The organism is Marinobacterium sp. xm-a-152, assembly GCF_013282965.1.
Classification (GTDB): domain Bacteria; phylum Pseudomonadota; class Gammaproteobacteria; order Pseudomonadales; family Balneatricaceae; genus Marinobacterium_E.
Genome location: NZ_WBYI01000007.1, coordinates 40,472 through 58,414 on the forward strand (window position 1 = coordinate 40,472; position 17,943 = coordinate 58,414).

The 17,943-nt window shown below is 46.0% G+C and carries 18 protein-coding genes and 1 riboswitch; of the genes, 7 read left to right on the top strand and 11 right to left on the bottom strand.

Going from position 1 to position 17,943, the window contains the following annotated elements; genetic code table 11:
* Positions 1-70 precede the first annotated feature (70 nt).
* From XMA152_RS08130 to XMA152_RS08165, 8 genes are all read right to left on the bottom strand, one after another.
* Positions 71-829: an ABC transporter ATP-binding protein gene (locus XMA152_RS08130; RefSeq protein ID WP_173480548.1), complete on the bottom strand. Its 759-nt coding sequence runs from the start codon at positions 827-829 to the stop codon at positions 71-73.
* Positions 826-1,581, bottom strand: coding sequence for an ABC transporter ATP-binding protein (locus tag XMA152_RS08135; RefSeq protein WP_173483300.1), 756 nt, complete (start codon positions 1,579-1,581; stop codon positions 826-828). Before XMA152_RS08135 ends, XMA152_RS08130 begins: the two co-directional genes overlap by 4 nt.
* A 22-nt stretch (positions 1,582-1,603) precedes the next feature.
* A complete protein-coding gene (locus tag XMA152_RS08140) occupies positions 1,604-2,719 on the bottom strand; it encodes a branched-chain amino acid ABC transporter permease (protein WP_173480546.1) in 1,116 nt (371 codons plus the stop codon).
* A 1-nt stretch (position 2,720) separates the two neighbouring features.
* A complete protein-coding gene (locus XMA152_RS08145) occupies positions 2,721-3,737 on the bottom strand; it encodes a branched-chain amino acid ABC transporter permease (RefSeq protein WP_173480545.1) in 1,017 nt (338 codons plus the stop codon).
* A gap of 89 nt (positions 3,738-3,826) precedes the next feature.
* Positions 3,827-5,176: a substrate-binding protein gene (locus tag XMA152_RS08150; protein WP_173480544.1), complete on the bottom strand. Its 1,350-nt coding sequence runs from the start codon at positions 5,174-5,176 to the stop codon at positions 3,827-3,829.
* Between the two features lie 284 nt (positions 5,177-5,460).
* Positions 5,461-7,101 carry a chaperonin GroEL gene (groL, locus tag XMA152_RS08155; RefSeq protein WP_173480543.1) on the bottom strand — a complete coding sequence of 547 codons (1,641 nt, stop codon included), beginning with the start codon at positions 7,099-7,101 and terminating at the stop codon, positions 5,461-5,463.
* 47 nt (positions 7,102-7,148) lie between these two features.
* On the bottom strand, positions 7,149-7,442 hold the full coding sequence (locus tag XMA152_RS08160) for a co-chaperone GroES (RefSeq protein WP_173480542.1): 294 nt from the start codon (positions 7,440-7,442) through the stop codon (positions 7,149-7,151).
* A gap of 219 nt (positions 7,443-7,661) precedes the next feature.
* Complete coding sequence (locus XMA152_RS08165; RefSeq protein ID WP_173483301.1) at positions 7,662-8,165, bottom strand: FxsA family protein; 504 nt, start codon at positions 8,163-8,165, stop codon at positions 7,662-7,664.
* 725 nt (positions 8,166-8,890) lie between these two features.
* On the opposite strand from XMA152_RS08165, the gene XMA152_RS08170 reads away from it, so the two are divergent.
* Positions 8,891-9,652, top strand: a complete 762-nt coding sequence (locus XMA152_RS08170) for an SDR family oxidoreductase (protein ID WP_173483302.1) — start codon at positions 8,891-8,893, stop codon at positions 9,650-9,652.
* 111 nt (positions 9,653-9,763) lie between these two features.
* Entirely contained in the window at positions 9,764-11,170 is a 1,407-nt protein-coding gene (locus XMA152_RS08175; RefSeq protein ID WP_173480539.1) for an MFS transporter, read from the top strand.
* A gap of 66 nt (positions 11,171-11,236) precedes the next feature.
* Here XMA152_RS08175 and XMA152_RS08180 read toward each other — a convergent pair whose 3' ends face one another.
* The gene (locus XMA152_RS08180; RefSeq protein WP_173480538.1) at positions 11,237-11,719 is read right to left on the bottom strand and encodes a YajQ family cyclic di-GMP-binding protein; all 483 of its coding nucleotides are present in this window, start codon (positions 11,717-11,719) and stop codon (positions 11,237-11,239) included.
* 67 nt (positions 11,720-11,786) lie between these two features.
* Here XMA152_RS08180 and XMA152_RS08185 point away from each other — a divergent pair, with 67 nt between their 5' ends.
* The 4 genes from XMA152_RS08185 (at position 11,787) to XMA152_RS08200 (ending at position 15,711) form a co-directional block, all read left to right on the top strand.
* Complete coding sequence (locus XMA152_RS08185; protein ID WP_173483303.1) at positions 11,787-12,686, top strand: ketopantoate reductase family protein; 900 nt, start codon at positions 11,787-11,789, stop codon at positions 12,684-12,686.
* A gap of 70 nt (positions 12,687-12,756) precedes the next feature.
* Positions 12,757-12,937, top strand: a riboswitch (cobalamin riboswitch).
* A gap of 31 nt (positions 12,938-12,968) precedes the next feature.
* On the top strand, positions 12,969-14,768 hold the full coding sequence (locus tag XMA152_RS08190) for a TonB-dependent siderophore receptor (protein WP_173483304.1): 1,800 nt from the start codon (positions 12,969-12,971) through the stop codon (positions 14,766-14,768).
* Positions 14,769-14,778: 10 nt separating this feature from the next.
* A complete protein-coding gene (locus XMA152_RS08195; RefSeq protein WP_173483305.1) occupies positions 14,779-15,342 on the top strand; it encodes a cob(I)yrinic acid a,c-diamide adenosyltransferase in 564 nt (187 codons plus the stop codon).
* A 39-nt stretch (positions 15,343-15,381) separates the two neighbouring features.
* Positions 15,382-15,711 carry a hypothetical protein gene (locus XMA152_RS08200; RefSeq protein WP_173483306.1) on the top strand — a complete coding sequence of 110 codons (330 nt, stop codon included), beginning with the start codon at positions 15,382-15,384 and terminating at the stop codon, positions 15,709-15,711.
* A gap of 3 nt (positions 15,712-15,714) precedes the next feature.
* On the opposite strand, the gene XMA152_RS08205 is transcribed toward XMA152_RS08200, so the two are convergent.
* Complete coding sequence (locus XMA152_RS08205) at positions 15,715-16,512, bottom strand: helical backbone metal receptor (protein ID WP_173483307.1); 798 nt, start codon at positions 16,510-16,512, stop codon at positions 15,715-15,717.
* Between the two features lie 124 nt (positions 16,513-16,636).
* Here XMA152_RS08205 and XMA152_RS08210 point away from each other — a divergent pair, with 124 nt between their 5' ends.
* Positions 16,637-17,137: a ZapG family protein gene (locus tag XMA152_RS08210; RefSeq protein WP_173480532.1), complete on the top strand. Its 501-nt coding sequence runs from the start codon at positions 16,637-16,639 to the stop codon at positions 17,135-17,137.
* Between the two features lie 34 nt (positions 17,138-17,171).
* On the opposite strand, the gene XMA152_RS08215 is transcribed toward XMA152_RS08210, so the two are convergent.
* Entirely contained in the window at positions 17,172-17,933 is a 762-nt protein-coding gene (locus XMA152_RS08215; protein ID WP_173483308.1) for a Nif3-like dinuclear metal center hexameric protein, read from the bottom strand.
* Positions 17,934-17,943: the final 10 nt, after the last annotated feature.

Below are 17,943 nucleotides of genomic sequence, written 5' to 3' on the forward strand. Positions count from 1 at the left end.
CAGTTTTATCCCCCCCAAAAAAGAGTGCCCAGCAAAGCTGGGCACAGGTGGAGTACTGATAAGAGCGCGATTAAATCGCTAGGTACTCGTTACGAAGCGCTTCGTTATCAAGAACTTCTTGAGCGGTTCCGTCGAATACAACGTTACCGGTATCAAGGATCACTGCGCGATCAGCAAGCTTCAGTGCAGCAATTGCATTCTGCTCGACAATCACGGTAGTAATACCCAGCTCTTTGATCTCACGTAGAGTACGCTCAATCTCTTGAACGATAACAGGAGCCAGACCTTCATAAGGTTCATCAAGAAGAAGAACTTTGATGTCTCGACAGAGCGCGCGACCGATCGCAAGCATCTGCTGCTCACCACCTGACAGAGTGACGCCCTCTTGGTTACGACGCTCGCCCAGACGAGGGAATAGCTCGTAGATGCGTTCGATATTCCAACCTTTAGGAGGCGCAATTTGAGCCAGCTGCAGGTTCTCTTCTACCGTCAAACCAGGAATGATACAGCGATCTTCAGGAACCAGTGCAATACCCGCTTGTGACGCTTCATACGCTGTCATGTCGTGAATATTTTGGTGATCCAACCAGATCTCACCGCTTTTTAATACTGGGTCATCACAACGTGCGATGGTACGCAACGTTGATGTTTTACCGGCACCGTTACGGCCAAGTAGAGCAAGAATCTCACCCTCATGGATATTGAAACTCACACCCTGAACGATGTAAGACTCACCGTAGTAACCATGAATATCGTGGATAGAACAGTAGGTAACCGGTGTACCCAGGTTTTGAGTTCTAACGGCTTCAGTTGCGACTGTATTGGTCATACTTCCGCTCCTCCCAAGTATGCTTCACGAACTTTAGGGTTCACTTTAATTTCATCTGGAGAACCCTCAACGATCACGTGACCTGCTGCCATTACACTCACTTTATCAGCGAGTGAGAAGACTACATGCATATCGTGCTCGATGATGACCATCGTCATTCCATCCGCTTTGATCTTCTTCAACAGATCGATGGTGTTGTTGGTATCGGCACGTGCCATACCCGCGGTTGGTTCATCAAGAAGTAGTAGTTTTGGCTCTTGAGAGAGACACATTGCCAACTCAAGACGACGCTTATCACCACGGCTCATGCTGCCCGCGTGAGTATCAGATTTACCTAGCATGTTCACATACTCTAGGTATTTAGCAGCCTTCTCTTGCAGGTCTGCATCCTGATCAGAACGTTTCCAAGCATTTAGCTTGAATTCGCCATCGCGGTGAGCCAACAGTGGGATCATCATGTTTTCCATGATCGTAAGATCAGCAAAGATCTCAGGAGTCTGAAATACGCGTGAAATACCCAACTGGTTAATCTTATGTGGCTTAAGGCCAATCATGCTGTTACCAGAGAACGAAATCGTGCCGTTATCTGGAATCAACTTACCAATGACTGCGTTCAGCAGTGTTGATTTACCGGCACCATTCGGACCGATGACCGCATGAACGGTTTTCTCTTCAATTTTTAAGTTGACGTCATCCAGTGCTCTCAAGCCACCGAATGTTTTGTTTACGCCAGAGATTTCTAGTACTGACATATAAATATCCTGTTAGCTTGAGTTACTCTTCGCCCTGCTTCGAGAAGCGAGCTTTGATTCGACGGTAACCTTCCATGATGCCACCAGGCAGGAAGATAACGACCAGCATGAAGATTAGACCTAGCGTTAGGTGCCAACCTTTACCTACGAACAGAGACAGTACTGGAACAAGGCCAGAAACCAAGAAGTCTGGTAGGAAATCTAGAGCACTAGTCAGAACTGCACCATCGATAGCAGAGAAGATGTTCTCGAAGTACTTGATAGCTACCGCACCAAGGAACGGGCCAACCAATGTGCCGACACCACCAAGGATTGTCATAAGAACAACCTCACCTGATGCAGTCCACTGCATACGCTCCGCACCCGCTAGAGGGTCCATCGCTGCCATTAAGCTACCAGCAAGACCCGCATACATACCTGATATTACAAACGCTGCCAGTGCATATGGGCGAGTGTTCAAACCTGTGTATGACATACGGTTTTGGTTAGTTTTAAGGCCACGTAGCATCGAACCGAAAGGTGAACGAGTGATACGTAGAGCGACATAAAAACCAACAATCAAGAATGCTGCACAGATGTAGAAGCCTGCTAGGCCACCAAAGTCTGTCATCTCAATGCCGAATAGGTTAGTACGAGGTACCGCACCTTCAGCTAGAGGCGCATCCCAAGCACGTGGGTCAGCCGCTTCAACCTGCAGACCTGTCTCACCCATGGTAATAGGTGTGAGTACAGAGTAAGCAAGGTTGTAACTCATCTGAGCTAAAGCCAGTGTCAGGATCGAGAAGTAGATACCTGTTCGACGAAGACAGATGAAACCAATGACTAGGGCGAAGATACCTGACACCACAACACCGGCAACCATCGCTGGAAGGATGTTCAGTGTAAACAGCTTGAAGATCCAAACCGTTGTGTAAGACCCCACACCGATAAACGCTGCGTGACCAAACGACAGGTAACCTGTCTGACCGAATAGAATGTTAAAGCCAATTGCGAACAGACCGAAGATAGCGAAACGCTGCATTAAGTCTGGGTAGGCTGCACCGAATGGCTGAAGCCAAAGTGGCATTAGCAGGACGGCTGCTGCAAAGCCCAGCAGCATCATCATGTCTGATTTAGGTGTAAATTTATCAATATGCATCTTAGTCCTCCATTACACCCTTGCGACCCATTAGACCACGTGGACGAACGAGCAGTACGATCATTGCAACTAGGTAGATAATTACCTGGTCGATACCTGGGATGATTTGTTTGATTTCGTTCATCGATGCGAACGATTGGAGGATACCGAGTAGGAAACCTGCCGCTACCGCACCCGGTAGTGAACCCATACCACCCACTACTACAACCACGAATGACAGAACTAGGAAGTCCATACCCATGTGGTAGTTAGGAGAGAGTATTGGTGTGTACATCAAACCTGCCAAACCTGCGACGACCGCAGCTAGACCGAAGACGATACTGAAACGTTTGGTGATGTTGATACCCAACAACTGAACCGTTTGACGATCCGCCATACCGGCACGAACCACCATACCAAAGGTTGTAAACTGCAAGAAGGCAAACACTGCAGCGATGACAATCGCAGCAAAGCCTAAATAAACAAGACGCCATTTCGGGTAGACGATATTGTCACCTAAGCCCAAGAGTGCGCCGATGTTCGCTGTACCCTCAAACATTTCTGGTGCTGGCTGTGGAATCGGGTTTGCACCGTAGATAGCTTTGATGATCTCTTGAATAACGATCGCAAGACCGAAAGTTACAAGGATCTGATCAGCATGTGCGCGACGGTAGAAGTGGCGAATTAGACCACGCTCCATCACCAAGCCAATCACAAGCATGATAGGTATAGCGATTAAAATCGATATTGGAACAGACCAGTCGATAATGGCTCTACCCGTATCACCGAGCCAGAGCTCTAGGTATGGGATCTCTTTGAATGCTTCAAAGAAAGTAACCGACTCATCTTTAACTTTTGTTGAAATAGTAAGTACTTCGCGAACTGAAACTGCGACGAAAGCACCCAACATGAAAAGAGCACCGTGAGCAAAGTTCACGACACCTAAGGTACCGAAAATCAACGTTAGACCTAGGGCAATCAGTGCATAAGCACCACCCTTATCTAGACCGTTCAAGATCTGGAGGATTATTGCATCCACAGCTATGAATCTCCAAAAAAGCTAATAAAAAACGAAGGGGTCCCTTGGACCCCTTCGCGTGCCAAGGTGTAATTAAAATTACACTTGGATTAAGACCACTGAGCGCCGCCGGCGAATGGGCCTTCGTTTGGATCGTAAGTAAGCTTCTCACGTGAAACCACATCCAATACTTCAAGACGGTCGAAGTCAGATGTTGGGTTCATGTTACCGCGTACCACTAGGCCATTCTTCATTACCTGGTGGTCCGCTTTACGGTATAGAGAAGCACCGTTACCCATGCCATCGAACTCGTGATCTTCAAGAGCAGCGATAACTGCTTGTGGATCGAAAGTACCAGCACGCTCAACAGCATCTGCGTAAAGCATAGTCTGTACGTAACAAGTGTGAGCAGCCTGTGATGGTGGGAAACCGTATTCCTGACCGAACGACTTAACAAATGCTTTAGAACCTTCGTCAGTTAGCTTCCAGTTCCAGTTTGTAGAACCTAGGATGCCCTTCATGTTGTCGCCCGCACCTTTCGCCATTAGACGAGAGAATAGAGGAACGATGATCTGGAAGTCCTTACCGTTAACTTGCTTATCTTTCAGGCCGAACTGAATCGCCTGAGTCAAAGAGTTAACCATGTCACCGCCGTAGTGGTTAAGGATAAGAGTATCTGCACCAGAGTTTAGGATTGGTGTGATGTACTGAGAGAAGTCACCTGCACCTACTGGTGTTTTAACGTTAGCAACTGTGTTCCAGTTTGCTTCAGCAGCCATACCCTTCTCGATAGAGTCCTGCTGAGACCAGCCCCAAGTATAGTCAGCTGTTAGGTGGTAAACCTGACGATCTGTACCGTACTCGTTTTTAAGTACTGGACGTAGCGCTAGTGCTGATTGGTGACAGTTGAACATGTGGCGGAAACCGTGACGACGACGGTCTTTACCAGTTGTATCGTTTGAGTGTGTTAGACCTGCCATGAAGATGGTACCCATCTCTTCAGCTAGAGCCTGAACTGCGATAGCTACACCTGAAGATGAACCACCAGAGAACATGATAACGCCATCTTTCTCGATCATACGTTTAGCCGATGCACGTGCTGCGTCAGACTTAGTCTGAGTATCACCAGTTACGTACTCAACTTTCATACCAAGAATACCGTTACCTTTAAGGTTCATTGGTTTCATGGTTTGCATCATGCCGCCATCGCCTTCGCCGTTAAGGTGTTTAACAGCAAGTTTGAATGCGCGTAGTTCGTCTGCACCCTCATCTGCGTAAGCGCCTGATTGAGGTACGTTAAAACCTAGGACACACTTACCAGAAGCCTTAGGGTCGTTACGGAACGAACCTGCAGCAGAAGCAGTTGGGATGTAGAAGCTTGGTACTGCGATAGCCGCTGCAGAAGCTGCAGTGCCTTTAAGTACCGTACGGCGTGAAACGCCTTGAGTCTTATCAGTCATTACTTTGTAACTCCGTTGTTGGGTTTGTTTTTATTACAATCGGAAACTGCAAACTACTAGAGTCAACACTGAGTGACTACCCTACTAAAGGTTGATTTAGACCAATGTACTAGGAAAACTCTTTCAAGATATGAAATCTCATACCAACCTATAACCAAAGTAAAAATATTAAAGTAAATACAAAAACTTAGCGGTATAAAGAACCTCTTCAACTACTGAATTATAGACATAAAAAAACCCCGAGCGGCTGACCGCTCGGGGCTTCACATTTGGGGGGGGGATGATTACATCATGCCGCCCATACCACCCATGCCACCCATATCAGGTGCACCCATAGCTGGCTTATCTTCTGGGATCTCAGCAACCATCGCTTCAGTCGTAATCATTAGACCCGCAATTGACGCTGCCGCCTGAAGTGACGAACGAGTTACCTTAACAGGGTCGATGATACCCATCTCAAGCATATCGCCGTAGACTTCTGTACCCGCGTTGTAACCGTAGTTACCTTTACCGTTACGAACTTCGTTGACAACCACTGATGGCTCACCACCTGCGTTTGCTACGATTTGACGAAGTGGTGCTTCCATTGCACGTAGTGCTAGCTGAATACCGATCGTCTGATCATGGTTGTCACCCTCTAGGCTCTCGACAGCCTGAAGTGAGCGAATCAGAGCAACACCACCGCCAGGAACGATACCCTCTTCAACGGCTGCACGAGTTGCGTGAAGTGCATCGTCTACACGAGCTTTCTTCTCTTTCATCTCAACTTCAGTCGCAGCACCCACTTTGATCACTGCAACACCGCCTGCTAGCTTAGCAACACGCTCTTGCATCTTCTCTTTGTCGTATTCAGATGTAGTATCTTCCATCTGTACACGGATCGCTTGAACACGAGCGTCGATGTTTGCTTTAGCGCCAGCACCGTCAACAATGGTAGTATTCTCTTTGCTAATCTCTACGCGCTTAGCTTGACCAAGCTGCTCAAGTTCAACTGCATCTAGGCTCAGACCCACCTCTTCAGAGATCACCTGACCACCAGTAAGAATAGCGATATCTTCTAGCATTGCTTTACGACGATCACCAAAACCAGGCGCTTTAACAGCACACACTTTCACGATGCCGCGCATAGTATTCACTACAAGAGTCGCTAGCGCTTCACCTTCAACGTCTTCCGCTACGATAAGCAGTGGACGTGATGATTTAGCAACACCTTCAAGTGCTGGAAGCAGCTCACGGATGTTAGAGATCTTCTTATCAACTAGAAGAATGAATGGATCTTCTAGTTCAGCAACCATAGAGTCTTGGTTAGTTACGAAGTAAGGAGATAGGTAACCGCGATCGAACTGCATACCTTCAACAACGTCTAGTTCGTTTTCGAAACCAGAACCTTCTTCAACAGTGATGACACCATCTTGGCTTACACGCTCCATCGCTTCTGCAATGATGTTACCCACTTCAGCGTCAGAGTTTGCAGAGATAGTACCAACCTGAGCAATCGCTTTAGAATCAGCACATGGCACAGCCATTTCAGCAAGCTGAGCAACTACAGCAGCAGCCGCTTTATCGATACCACGCTTAAGATCCATTGGGTTCATTCCCGCTGCAACAGACTTAAGACCTTCATTAACAATCGCTTGAGCTAGAACAGTTGCAGTCGTAGTACCGTCACCAGCAACGTCGTTAGCTTTAGAGGCTACTTCTTTAACCATCTGTGCGCCCATGTTTTCGAACTTATCTTTAAGTTCGATCTCTTTAGCGACTGAGACACCATCTTTAGTCACTGTTGGTGCACCAAATGATTTTTCTAGTACAACGTTACGACCTTTAGGGCCTAGAGTTGTTTTAACCGCATTTGCTAGAACGTTTACGCCAGCAAGCATGCCCTGACGAGCATCATTTCCAAAGAGTACTTCTTTAGCAGACATTTCTTAGAATCCTTTAAATTTATTCAATTCTTTACCAGTAAAACGAATTAGGCTTCTAGTACGCCGTAAATTTCGCTCTCTTGCATGATCAGCAGCTCTTCACCATCTACTTTGATAGTGTTAGTGCCCGCGTACTGACCAAAGATCACTTTGTCACCGACTTTGACAGACAGCTCAACAACCTGGCCATCATTAGTGACACGACCAGCGCCTACTGCGACAACCTCACCTTGGTTTGGTTTCTCTGCAGCTGCACCTGGCAATACGATACCGCCAGCCGAAGTAGCTTCTTCTTCGCTACGACGAACTACTACACGGTCATGAAGTGGACGAATTTTCATCTGGTTCTTCTCCTGAATCTAGGATCCAATACGATGTTGGTTTTTTGTTTAAAGCCAGTGAACCAATAATTCACCGACAATTCTTAGGTGAAATATTTAATTGGGGAGGGGGGAAAAGATTTCAACACCCAAGCTGAAAAAAATTTAAATTTCCAACTTAGGTCTTAGCAAGCCATAAGCAGAAAGTGCAGGACTTATTAATGGACAACCCAGTGTAAATTAGTGCAACCGTTTGTCGTCGTTATTGCTTGATGGGTCATTCACCTCAACAAAATCACCATCAATGATGTCACTTCTATTTTGAGAGAAGGGATCCTGGGAGTTCTGGGTCGATGAGTAAAAGTGTGCTTGCCCACCACTCTTAGTAAACGCATCACTTATGCGTTGTCCGAAAAGATTAAAAAACAGGCCACGAGTGAATGGCAACAGGCAGGAGAAACCAATTACATCGGTCACAAACCCAGGAGTAACCAAAAGGGCTCCGCCTATCGCTATCAATATCCCATCTCTCATTTCTGATAGCGGAATCTCTCCACTCTCAATACGACTGCGAGCTTTTAACAGAGTCGTCACACCCTGATAACGCAACATATTTACCCCGATAAAAGCTGACAGCAGAACCAGGCCCACGGTATACCAGCCACCAATCGCTTGACCGACCTTTATAAGGATGGTGATTTCAATAACGGGGATTACGACAAAGATAATAAAGAGTATTGGCATGCTGTTCTCGCTCTGTTTTAACCAAGGCTATCAAGGCTGCGAAGAAATCTAAAGTGAACAGCTGATTGTTTAACTTAAATTTACATTCAGGCAACTATTTACATATGGGCTACATTCGAGCCACAACCGGACTACAACTGGGCTTTTGCAGCGCAATATCACTTTTGTGCAGTGATCTTTTACCTATGTCTAATACCTTAGATGGCGGGTATAACCAACTTGAATAAACAATAAATTCAATTACTTAAATGCACAAAAAAGGGTTTGACCCGAACCTCTGCAAACAATTCTTTTCAATTTTTAAAAAACTCCACAAAAGCTATGGATTTTGCACTGCAGAAGGCTTAGTTTGTGCAGTGCATCAGGGAACCTGCGAATAAGTATCGCATCTTCTCTGCGGGAGCCTTAAGTAGGCAAGAGCGCGAAAGGCAGTGCAGAGAATGACAAGTCATTTTCAAGCTGTCTGACAAAGCTATTGCCTACTTAAGGCTTCGCCCTTCGGGGCTGTCAGGGCAAGTCGATCTCTTCGTTAGCGATTTTCGCCGGGCAACCAGCCCGCCTGTACTCGCTGCCTCTATCTCGAATTGCCCTGACAGCCAGAGGAGTGCGGGACTTGTTCGCAGGTTCCCCAACTGCAATGCAAAAATAATTGCACCGCAAAATAAAAACAGGCAGCAATCAGCCTTAAGCGCTGAAAATATTAGATTGTTGGTAGGAGTCCGGAAATGGATCTAAAAGATAAAGTAGTAGTGATCACTGGTGGTGGTCGTGGTCTTGGCCGTGCAATGGCACTTGAGCTAGCAAACAAAGGTGCACGTCTTGCACTGGTAGACCTTAACCAAGAAGACCTTGATGAGACTCTCAATCAAGTAAAAGCTGCTGGCAGCGATGGCCGCACTTACGTATGTAATGTCTCTAAAGAGGCTGAAGTTGAAGCTCTATTCGAATCGGTGGTTGCTGATATGGGTGGCTTAAACGGTCTTGTTAACAATGCTGGCATCACACGTGACGGTCTATTCATCAAAGTAAAAGATGGCGAAATCGTCTCGAAAATGAGCATGGATCAGTGGAACCTAGTAATGGATGTAAACCTTACTGGTACTTTCCTTTGTGCCCGTGAAGCTGCGGCACAAATGATCAAAAACAAGCAAGAGGGCTGCATTATCAACATCTCTTCTATCTCGCGCAGTGGCAACATGGGTCAGACCAACTACACCGCTACTAAGGCAGGTGTTGAAGCGATGGCCGTTACTTGGGCGAAAGAACTTGCTCGCTACGGTATCCGTGCAGCATCGATTGCACCAGGCTACATCGGTACTGAGATGGTTATGGCGATGAAAGAGGAAGCACGCGAGAAAATCGCTGCGGGCATCCCGGCTAAACGTCTTGGTAAACCTGAAGAGATCGCTCACACAGTCTCTTTCATCCTTGAAAACGACTATGTATCAGGTCGTTGTTTCGAGGTTGATGGCGGTCTTCGAATCTAATTCGAATCGCTCTCTAAAAAAGCTGGCTTCTGCCGGCTTTTTTATTGCTTCATTTACCGTTCATACACGAATTGATAGCATCAACTTTAAGTTTTAAGGATGCTATAAAAAATGTTAACAAACTGGATCGATACCCTTCGAGTTTATAAAGATAAGCGCCTACTTTGGGTCTTCTTGATGGGGTGTAGCTCCGGCTTCCCCTGGGTTCTAATCGGCTCCAACATGAGCGGTTGGCTCAAAGATGAGGGCCTATCTCGAACCGCCATCGGTTTCTTCGGTTCGATCTTTGCCGTCTATGCATTTAACTTTTTATGGGCCCCTTTGGTCGATCGTGTTCGCCTGCCGGTTTTAAGCCGTTTAGGACAACGCCGCTCTTGGATATTTTTATGTCAGGGCATCATGCTGTTTATGATTCTGCTGATCACTCAGGCAGACCCAAGCAGTGCCTATTCCGCGATGGGAGAACCAACCACAGAGTCTGGCAAAGTGCCGGGTATGCTCTACATCTCACTGATCGCATTGATGATCGCCATTGCATCGGCCACCCAAGACATTGCAGTTGACGCTTTCCGTATCGACCAGTTTGATATCAATGAAACCACGAAGATGCCGCCCGCTTCAGCTATGGCCGTTGTCGGCTGGTGGACTGGCTACTCGCTTCCAGGCTACCTAGCCTTCGTTAATGCCGACTCAATGGGCTGGAATGGTGTCTACGGTGTTATGGCAGTGATCATGGGCCTATTAATGGTATTTACTCTGTTAGTGGGTGAGCCAGTCGATCGCCGCTCCAACCTTCAGAGCAAACTGGAAGAGAACTACCAAAACCGCTTTGGTTTAGGTCGCTTCGCCAGCTGGTTCGCAGTTACGGTCATTGAACCCTTTGCCGATTTTATTCGCCGAAACGGTCTGTCGGTAGCCATCACACTAATCGCCTTTATCTTTATGTTTAAGATTGGCGAGGCTTTCTTGGGCCGGATGTCAGTGGTCTTCTATAAAGAGGTTGGCTTTACAAACGAGCAGATTGGTGAATACACCAAGATGCTAGGCTGGATCGCGACGGTAGTGTTCACACTCATCGGCAGTGCCATCAACGTTCGCTTTGGTGTGCTTAAAGGGCTTATGATTGGTGGTATCGCAATGGGTGCATCTAACTTAATGTTCGCACTGATAGCAGAAGTTGGGCCAGTAGAGTGGCTGTTTGCAGCAACTATTATCGTCGATAACTTTACTACCGCCTTCTCAACAGTTGCCTTTGTAGCCTTCCTAACAGCACTGACAGGACGAGCGTTCAGTGCCACTCAATACGCCCTACTCGCGTCGTTGGGTAACCTCGGTCGTACAACGCTGGCGAGCTTCAGTGGCACCATGGTAGATGGCCTTGATGGTAACTGGTCACTGTTCTTTATCATCACCTTCTTGATGGTCATTCCATCACTGGTCATGCTGTGGATGCTGCGCGACAAACTGGAGGTAGCTCAAGCTAAGACTCTAGAACAGAATCAACGTGAGCAAAGCTGATCACGACTCTTAAGAAACAAAAAAGCGACCTCTTTTCAGACGTCGCTTTTTTATTGAGCGTAACCTCTAGTCGCGGAAGTTTTTGTACTGTAAAGGCAGTTCAAAATCTGACTCACGCAGCAGCGCCATGACCGCTTGAAGGTCATCACGTTTCTTACCGGTGACACGCAGTTGTTCGCCTTGCACTTGAGTCTGAACTTTTAGCTTTGAGTCCTTGATCAATTTACCTAGCTTCTTGTTCGCCGCCTGATCTAGACCTTGCTTAAGAACAATCGTCTGGCGAGCCTGTTTACCATTCTGCTCAGCTTTTTGAATGTCCATGCAGTTTGGATCGATCTTACGATTAACCAATTTTGCTCGAAGCACATCGATCATCTGCTTTAACTGAAAGTCCGCTTCAGCAACCGCTTTAACCGACTCACCGTCTAGCTCAAAACTGGCATCCACGCCCTTAAAGTCAAAACGTGTTGAGATCTCACGATTCGCTTGATCGACCGCATTAGCCACTTCATGAGAATCTACTTCAGAAACAATATCGAACGATGGCATCGCCCTCTCCTCTCTTAAAACGAATGAATGGTCGATATAATACCTTTTTTCATTAGGAGTGGTACGTGTGACTTGGCATATTATTGGTGCAGGTGCGATTGGCAGCCTTTGGGCTGATCGATTACATCGACAAGGCGAAGCGATCACATTAATACTCCGCTCCTCTGAGCAGGTCGACGCCTTCAATCACAACGAACAATCACTTCGTGTTGAGAGCCCTAATAAAGAGTTGAGAGTGGTTCAATGCAAAGCGACCTGGGCAGAAGATCTTTCAGACACCATTACACATTTACTAATCACTACTAAAGCGTTTGATGCACTTGATGCCATTAACAGGGTTAAGAACCAGTTAGCGAGCGATGCCACCATCGTCGTTATGATCAATGGCTACGGCGTACAACAGACGATTCAAGAGACCTTTCCAGATCACAACATTCTATTTGCCAGTACGACCGATGGTGCATTTAATCGGGCACCTTTCCATACGGTTCATGCGGCAGATGGCACTACGCTAATCGGAAGCCTTAATAAAAAGGTAGATAGTAAAGTATCACCGCTTTTTGGAGCCGACTGGATCGATAATATCGATACCATCTTATGGCGAAAAGTCGCGATAAACTGCTGTATAAATCCTGTCACTGCCATACATCAATGCACTAATGGCGAAATATTTTCGACTGACGAGCGGGCAACAGTGACAACCAACCTGGCAGAGGAAATTGAGCGGCTTGAGATCAAGATAGGGGTTGATCGTCAAACCCCTCTCATTGATGAAGTTAGAAGCGTTGCTGAATTAACCTCTAAAAACCGATCATCCATGTTGCAGGATGTCACAAAGGGTCGACGCACTGAAGTTGAGCATATTAACGGGGCCATTGTGGATCTCGCTAAAAAGTACGCAGTCGAAGTTCCCTGTAACAAAAAGATGCTTAATACCATCCAAAGCCTAACGCTTGCTGAACGTTAACAGAGTGAATGCCATTCAACATCGCTTGAATCGATTCAAGTTGCCTAACCTAGTCGCGCTGATACAATGCGCGTCACTCATCGGAGTAGGTGCCCTTTAATGGGGTTAAACGGGAAGTTCAGTGAAAAACTGACGCTGCCCCCGCAACGGTAAGGACGGTTATTTCAACATCATGCCACTGGCGACAGCTGGGAAGGCGTTGAAATAGAGACCTCCAAGCCCGGATACCGGCCCACTCTCAATACCATCCAACTATGCGCGGTGGGCGCATCAAGAGAGATCATGAAATTATTTACGACCCTATTACTGGCAGCGTCGACAGCTTCCTCTTTTGCTATTGCTGAATCAATTGACCCATTAAAAGTTACAGTGACCGCAAAAAGAATAACTTCTTCTATTGCGACCACACCTCAAGCGATATCTATTTTAACCAGTGAGGAACTTGAAAGCGGACAATTCTCCTCTTTGAGTGAAGCACTAGAATCAATGGCTGGAGTGTATATCCAGCGATTTGGTGGGAATGGTTCGCAAGCTAAAGTTTATTTGCGTGGAACATCATCAAACCACAGCATTGTTCTTATGGATGGCAGAAGACTTACATCGACAAATGATGGCCGTGCCGAACTAGAAAATATACCTCTAGATTCAATTGAACGAATCGAAGTAGTGCGTGGTGGGTTGTCGAGCAAATACGGTGCGGATGCAATTGGCGGTGTCATCCAGATATTCACTAAAGATTTTGGTGCAGAAACTAACAGCAACAAAGTAAGCATAACTGCGGGCTCTCAAAATACTTTAAAAGAAAAAATCGAGCTCAAACGTGGCGATGACAGTTTTGAAAGCAAAATTGTTGTAGCCCATGAAAAAAGCGATGGTTTCGACACTCACACTTCTATAATCCGTGGCGATAACGATGATGATGGTTACAAAAAACAGAATGTTGATGTTTACCTTTCTAAATCATTAAGCAATACAACAACGGTCAATTTAGATACTGGTTTTTGGAAGGGCACAAACCAGTATGACTACATTGATTTTGATAACCCAACTTGGAACATCAAATACAATAATGAAACTGAATACACAACTAAATATTTAAGCCTTGGGTTCAAACACACAACGAGCCAATTCTCTGTTGATTCAAAGTTAAGCAGAACGGAAAACGAGCGGTTAAATAAACCTGCTGATACTCGCAAGACTATAATTGATACCAATGAGTGGAACACCTCCGTAAATTATAGCCTCTCTGATACAACCAACCTTCATGGAGGGATTGATTTAAGAAGAGAGTATGGAAGTAGCACCTACGGTAGTGGAGATTACATAACCAAAGGTTTCTATTTGGGTGCTGAGCACACGATTGATGACTTGGTTATTGAAGGTACCGTTCGCCATGAAAATCACGACCAATGGGGAACCAATAACACTTGGTCGACGGGATTTAATTATAATTTAAATGAAATGGCATCTATTTTCGGCTCAATGAAAACAGCCTTTTCCGCACCAACCTTCTCAGACTTAGATCCAGTTTACGGTAATACGGACCTTAAACCAGAAGAGGTTAAATCAACTGAAGTTGGGGTTAGAAATCTAATTAACAGCTCCTTCACTTCTGAAATCGTATTTTTTAAAAATGACTTTAAAAACCTTATTCAATACTCTTCTGGTGGCATGAAAAACGTAGCCAAAGCGACCAGCGAAGGCACAGAGATTTCACTAAAACAGAGATGGGCATCGGCTGATTTATCTGCATCTTACTCATTCACACAAACTAAAGATGCAAACGGCAACCAACTGGATGAGCGTCCAATGGATAATTTCGTTTTATCCTACAACCAAGATATAGCGAGTGATTTCAGTATTAATTCATCACTAAATTGGATAAATCGATTAAAAACATACGGTAGCAACGGTCATTTGCCAGCCTCGACAACAATCAATTTAGGCTTGATAAAAAACTATACAGATTCAATGAAAGTCTCTTTAAAAGTGGATAATGTTTTAGATGAAGATTATCAGGTTGCTTATGATTACAATGGCCGCGGCAGATACTTTGAAGCAACGTTAACTTACAGCTTTTAATGGTAAAAATATGGCTAATCGACTTACCAAAATCTATACACGTACTGGCGATAAAGGGACTACCCGCCTCGCCACTGGTGCAGAAGTGCATAAGACACATCCGCGTGTTGAAGCGATGGGTACTGTTGATGAGTTAAATAGTCTGATTGGTGTGGTCGATTCACACCTCTCAGAAGCTGATGATCTATCGCCAATCTTTCGCAGAATTCAAAACGATCTTTTCGACCTTGGCGGTGAGATTGCTATTGCTGATGACAGCTATGTGGTTATTTCACTCGAGATGGTTAATTGGCTTGAAGAGGTGCTGGATCACTACAACGACACGCTACCATCACTAGAGAATTTCATTCTTCCAGGTGGAACACCCGACGCGGCCCATACTCACCTTGCCAGAGCGGTCTGCCGACGAGCTGAACGCGGCTTGGTAGAGCTCGCACAGAAGAGTAGCGTCAATCCGCAAGCAATAGCCTATATAAACCGCCTGTCGGATCTGCTGTTTGTACTAGGCAGAGTCCTAGCTCGACGCGATGGACAAGAAGAGATACTCTGGCAACAACGTTCACCTACAAGTTAATCTATCGAGAACTGAACCATGCGCTTTCTGGCTCTTCTTATGTTTCTTACGTTCAGCACAACCAGTTATGCAGACTGTGCCTTTGATCAAGATGTGTGCGAAGCATCCTGTAAACTTCGCTTCATTACCAATGATGCTGAAAAAGCGGGTTGTATCTCGCGTTGCGTTGCTGAAAGAACTCTCTGTTCGGCTAAAATCGGGGCGGGTAAAGCGAAAGAGTTTGGTGAAGAAGCACTAGAAGAGTCAAAATCCTTTATTGAAGGATTTACGGCTGATCAAGCTAAAGATCTGGGTAAAAAGGCTTGGGAAAACACCAAATCGTTTATCGATGGAATGATCGACAAACCTAAAGATGAAGCAACAGAGTAGTGGTTAATCCAAGCGACTCAAAATTTCACAGACCTCATCCACTCCATCCAAAGTTCTCATCGTCAAACGGTGCAGATAATCAGAATTGATTTTATAGAGATTCTGGTGCCTAACCGCATCAAGAAATGGCCACTGCTGCCAAGCCTCTTGCCAAGCATCGGGAAGACCATCGGATGCTAAAATCAGCTCTGGATTCATACCGATGACCGATTCAATACTGACTTGCGGTGCCATTTCAGGCCGATCTTTGAATACATTGACTCCACCGCAATGATCCACAGCTTCTGAAACAACCGATTGGGCGTTAAGCGTGAGCATCGGATCTGACCATAGTTGGTAAAAAACTCTCTTAGGCTCTTTTACCTTGACGGCGCTGCTGGCCAAGCGGCGATTAAACTCGGCAATCAAATTACTCGCCTCTGCCTCTGCATTGAGCAATCTACCCAACTCCGTTAACTGAGCAGGTATCTCAGTGAGAGTATCGCCTTTAATCCTGATCAAATTCAGACCCAGAGATTCAAGGTAAGTTAACTGCCGTTCGGGGTTACCCTCCTGCCAAGCCAATACATAATCGGGATCTAACTTCACAATCGCTTCGGCATCGAGCGATTGGTAGTCCCCTATCACTTGAACATCTAAAATCTCTTTAGGGTAATCCGCGGCAGATACCCTACCAACAACCCAACCCCCTTTTCCCAGTGCATAAATATTTTCAGTAAGGTCCGGCGACAACACCACCAACCGAAGGTCTGCTAGAGCCGAAGCAGGAATGAGTAGAATAATCAGAAAGCGCAGCAGCAAAACTAGCCTCATTAATACTTATTACTGAGCAATAATTGAATTAAGCCTCAAGTTTAGCATGGGCTTTAGCGCGACTTTCATTTATTCTTATCGGATAGAGTTCGAGTCACACAAAGGAGTTAACGTGGATCAGAATACTGTTTGGGTTATTGCAATCGCTGCGCTTATTATCGGTACTTTATTGGGTTTCTTGTTTGGCCGCAGTGGCAGTAACGGTTCACGCGAAGTACAACTTGCGAACGATCTTGAGAAGGCTCAGCTTGATTTAGAGCGCTACCGTGATGAAGTTAACCAACATTTCAGCAAGACGGCTGAACTTGTGAACGGCTTAACCAACCAATACCAAAAAGTGCACCAGCATTTAGCCGAAAGTGCTGAAACACTGGTTCGTGATGAAAAACTGGTTGCTAGTCTAAAAAGCAGTGCAGGCAGCCAACTGGAAGACAAGTCTACAGCTTCTAGCACTCAAGCAGAGCCACCGACTCTATCAATGCCACTAGACTATGCTCCGAAGAGAGAAGATGAACCTGGCACACTGTCAGATAGCTTTGGACTTCACTCTGAAATTGTTGAGAACCCAGCGGACCCCGCCAAGGTTTACAACCGAGACGAAAAGAGCGCCTAAGCGCTCTTTTTTATTGCTAATTAGCCAGTCAAAATCAGGCGGGGTTATCGATATCGATAAATTGATGTTCGATACCAAAAGCATTCGACAAATGCTCTCCCAGCGCTTTTGCACCGTAACGCTCCGTCGCGTGATGTCCAGCTGACAGGTAGTGAATACCCGCTTCTCTGGCATAATGAACCACTGGCTCAGAGATCTCACCACTAATGAAAAGGTCAGCCCCAAGCTGATCAGCACGCTCTATCATGCGTTCTGCCGATCCGGTGCACCAGGCAATGCGTTGCACAGAACGATCGTCACCCAGCACCAATTCAGCCTGACGGCTCAGCTTTGTGGAGACTAAATCTGAAAACGCTTGAGCACTCATCGGTTGTGATATTGACCCGACATTTCCCACGCTGAACGGGTTACCCTGATCCATGCCATCTTCTATCTGCATGCCGATGATCTCAGCCAACTGAGCATTGTTTCCCACTACAGGATGCGCATCCAGAGGCAGATGATAAGCCAATAGGCTGATATCGTTTTTCATCAGGTTACGAATGCGATTGCCTTTGATACCGGTTAATGGCTCGGACTCCCCTTTCCAAAAGTAACCATGGTGAACCAACAGAAGATCAGCACCGGCTTCAATTGCCGCATCAATCAACGCTTGGCTTGCTGTAACACCACTGACAATTTTCGAGACATTTCTCTTACCCTCAACTTGCAATCCATTGGGGCAGTAGTCTTTAAACCGATCAACGGATAAATAGTCGTTGCAGTAACTGACAAGATCTTTCAACGCGACAGACACCGAATACCTC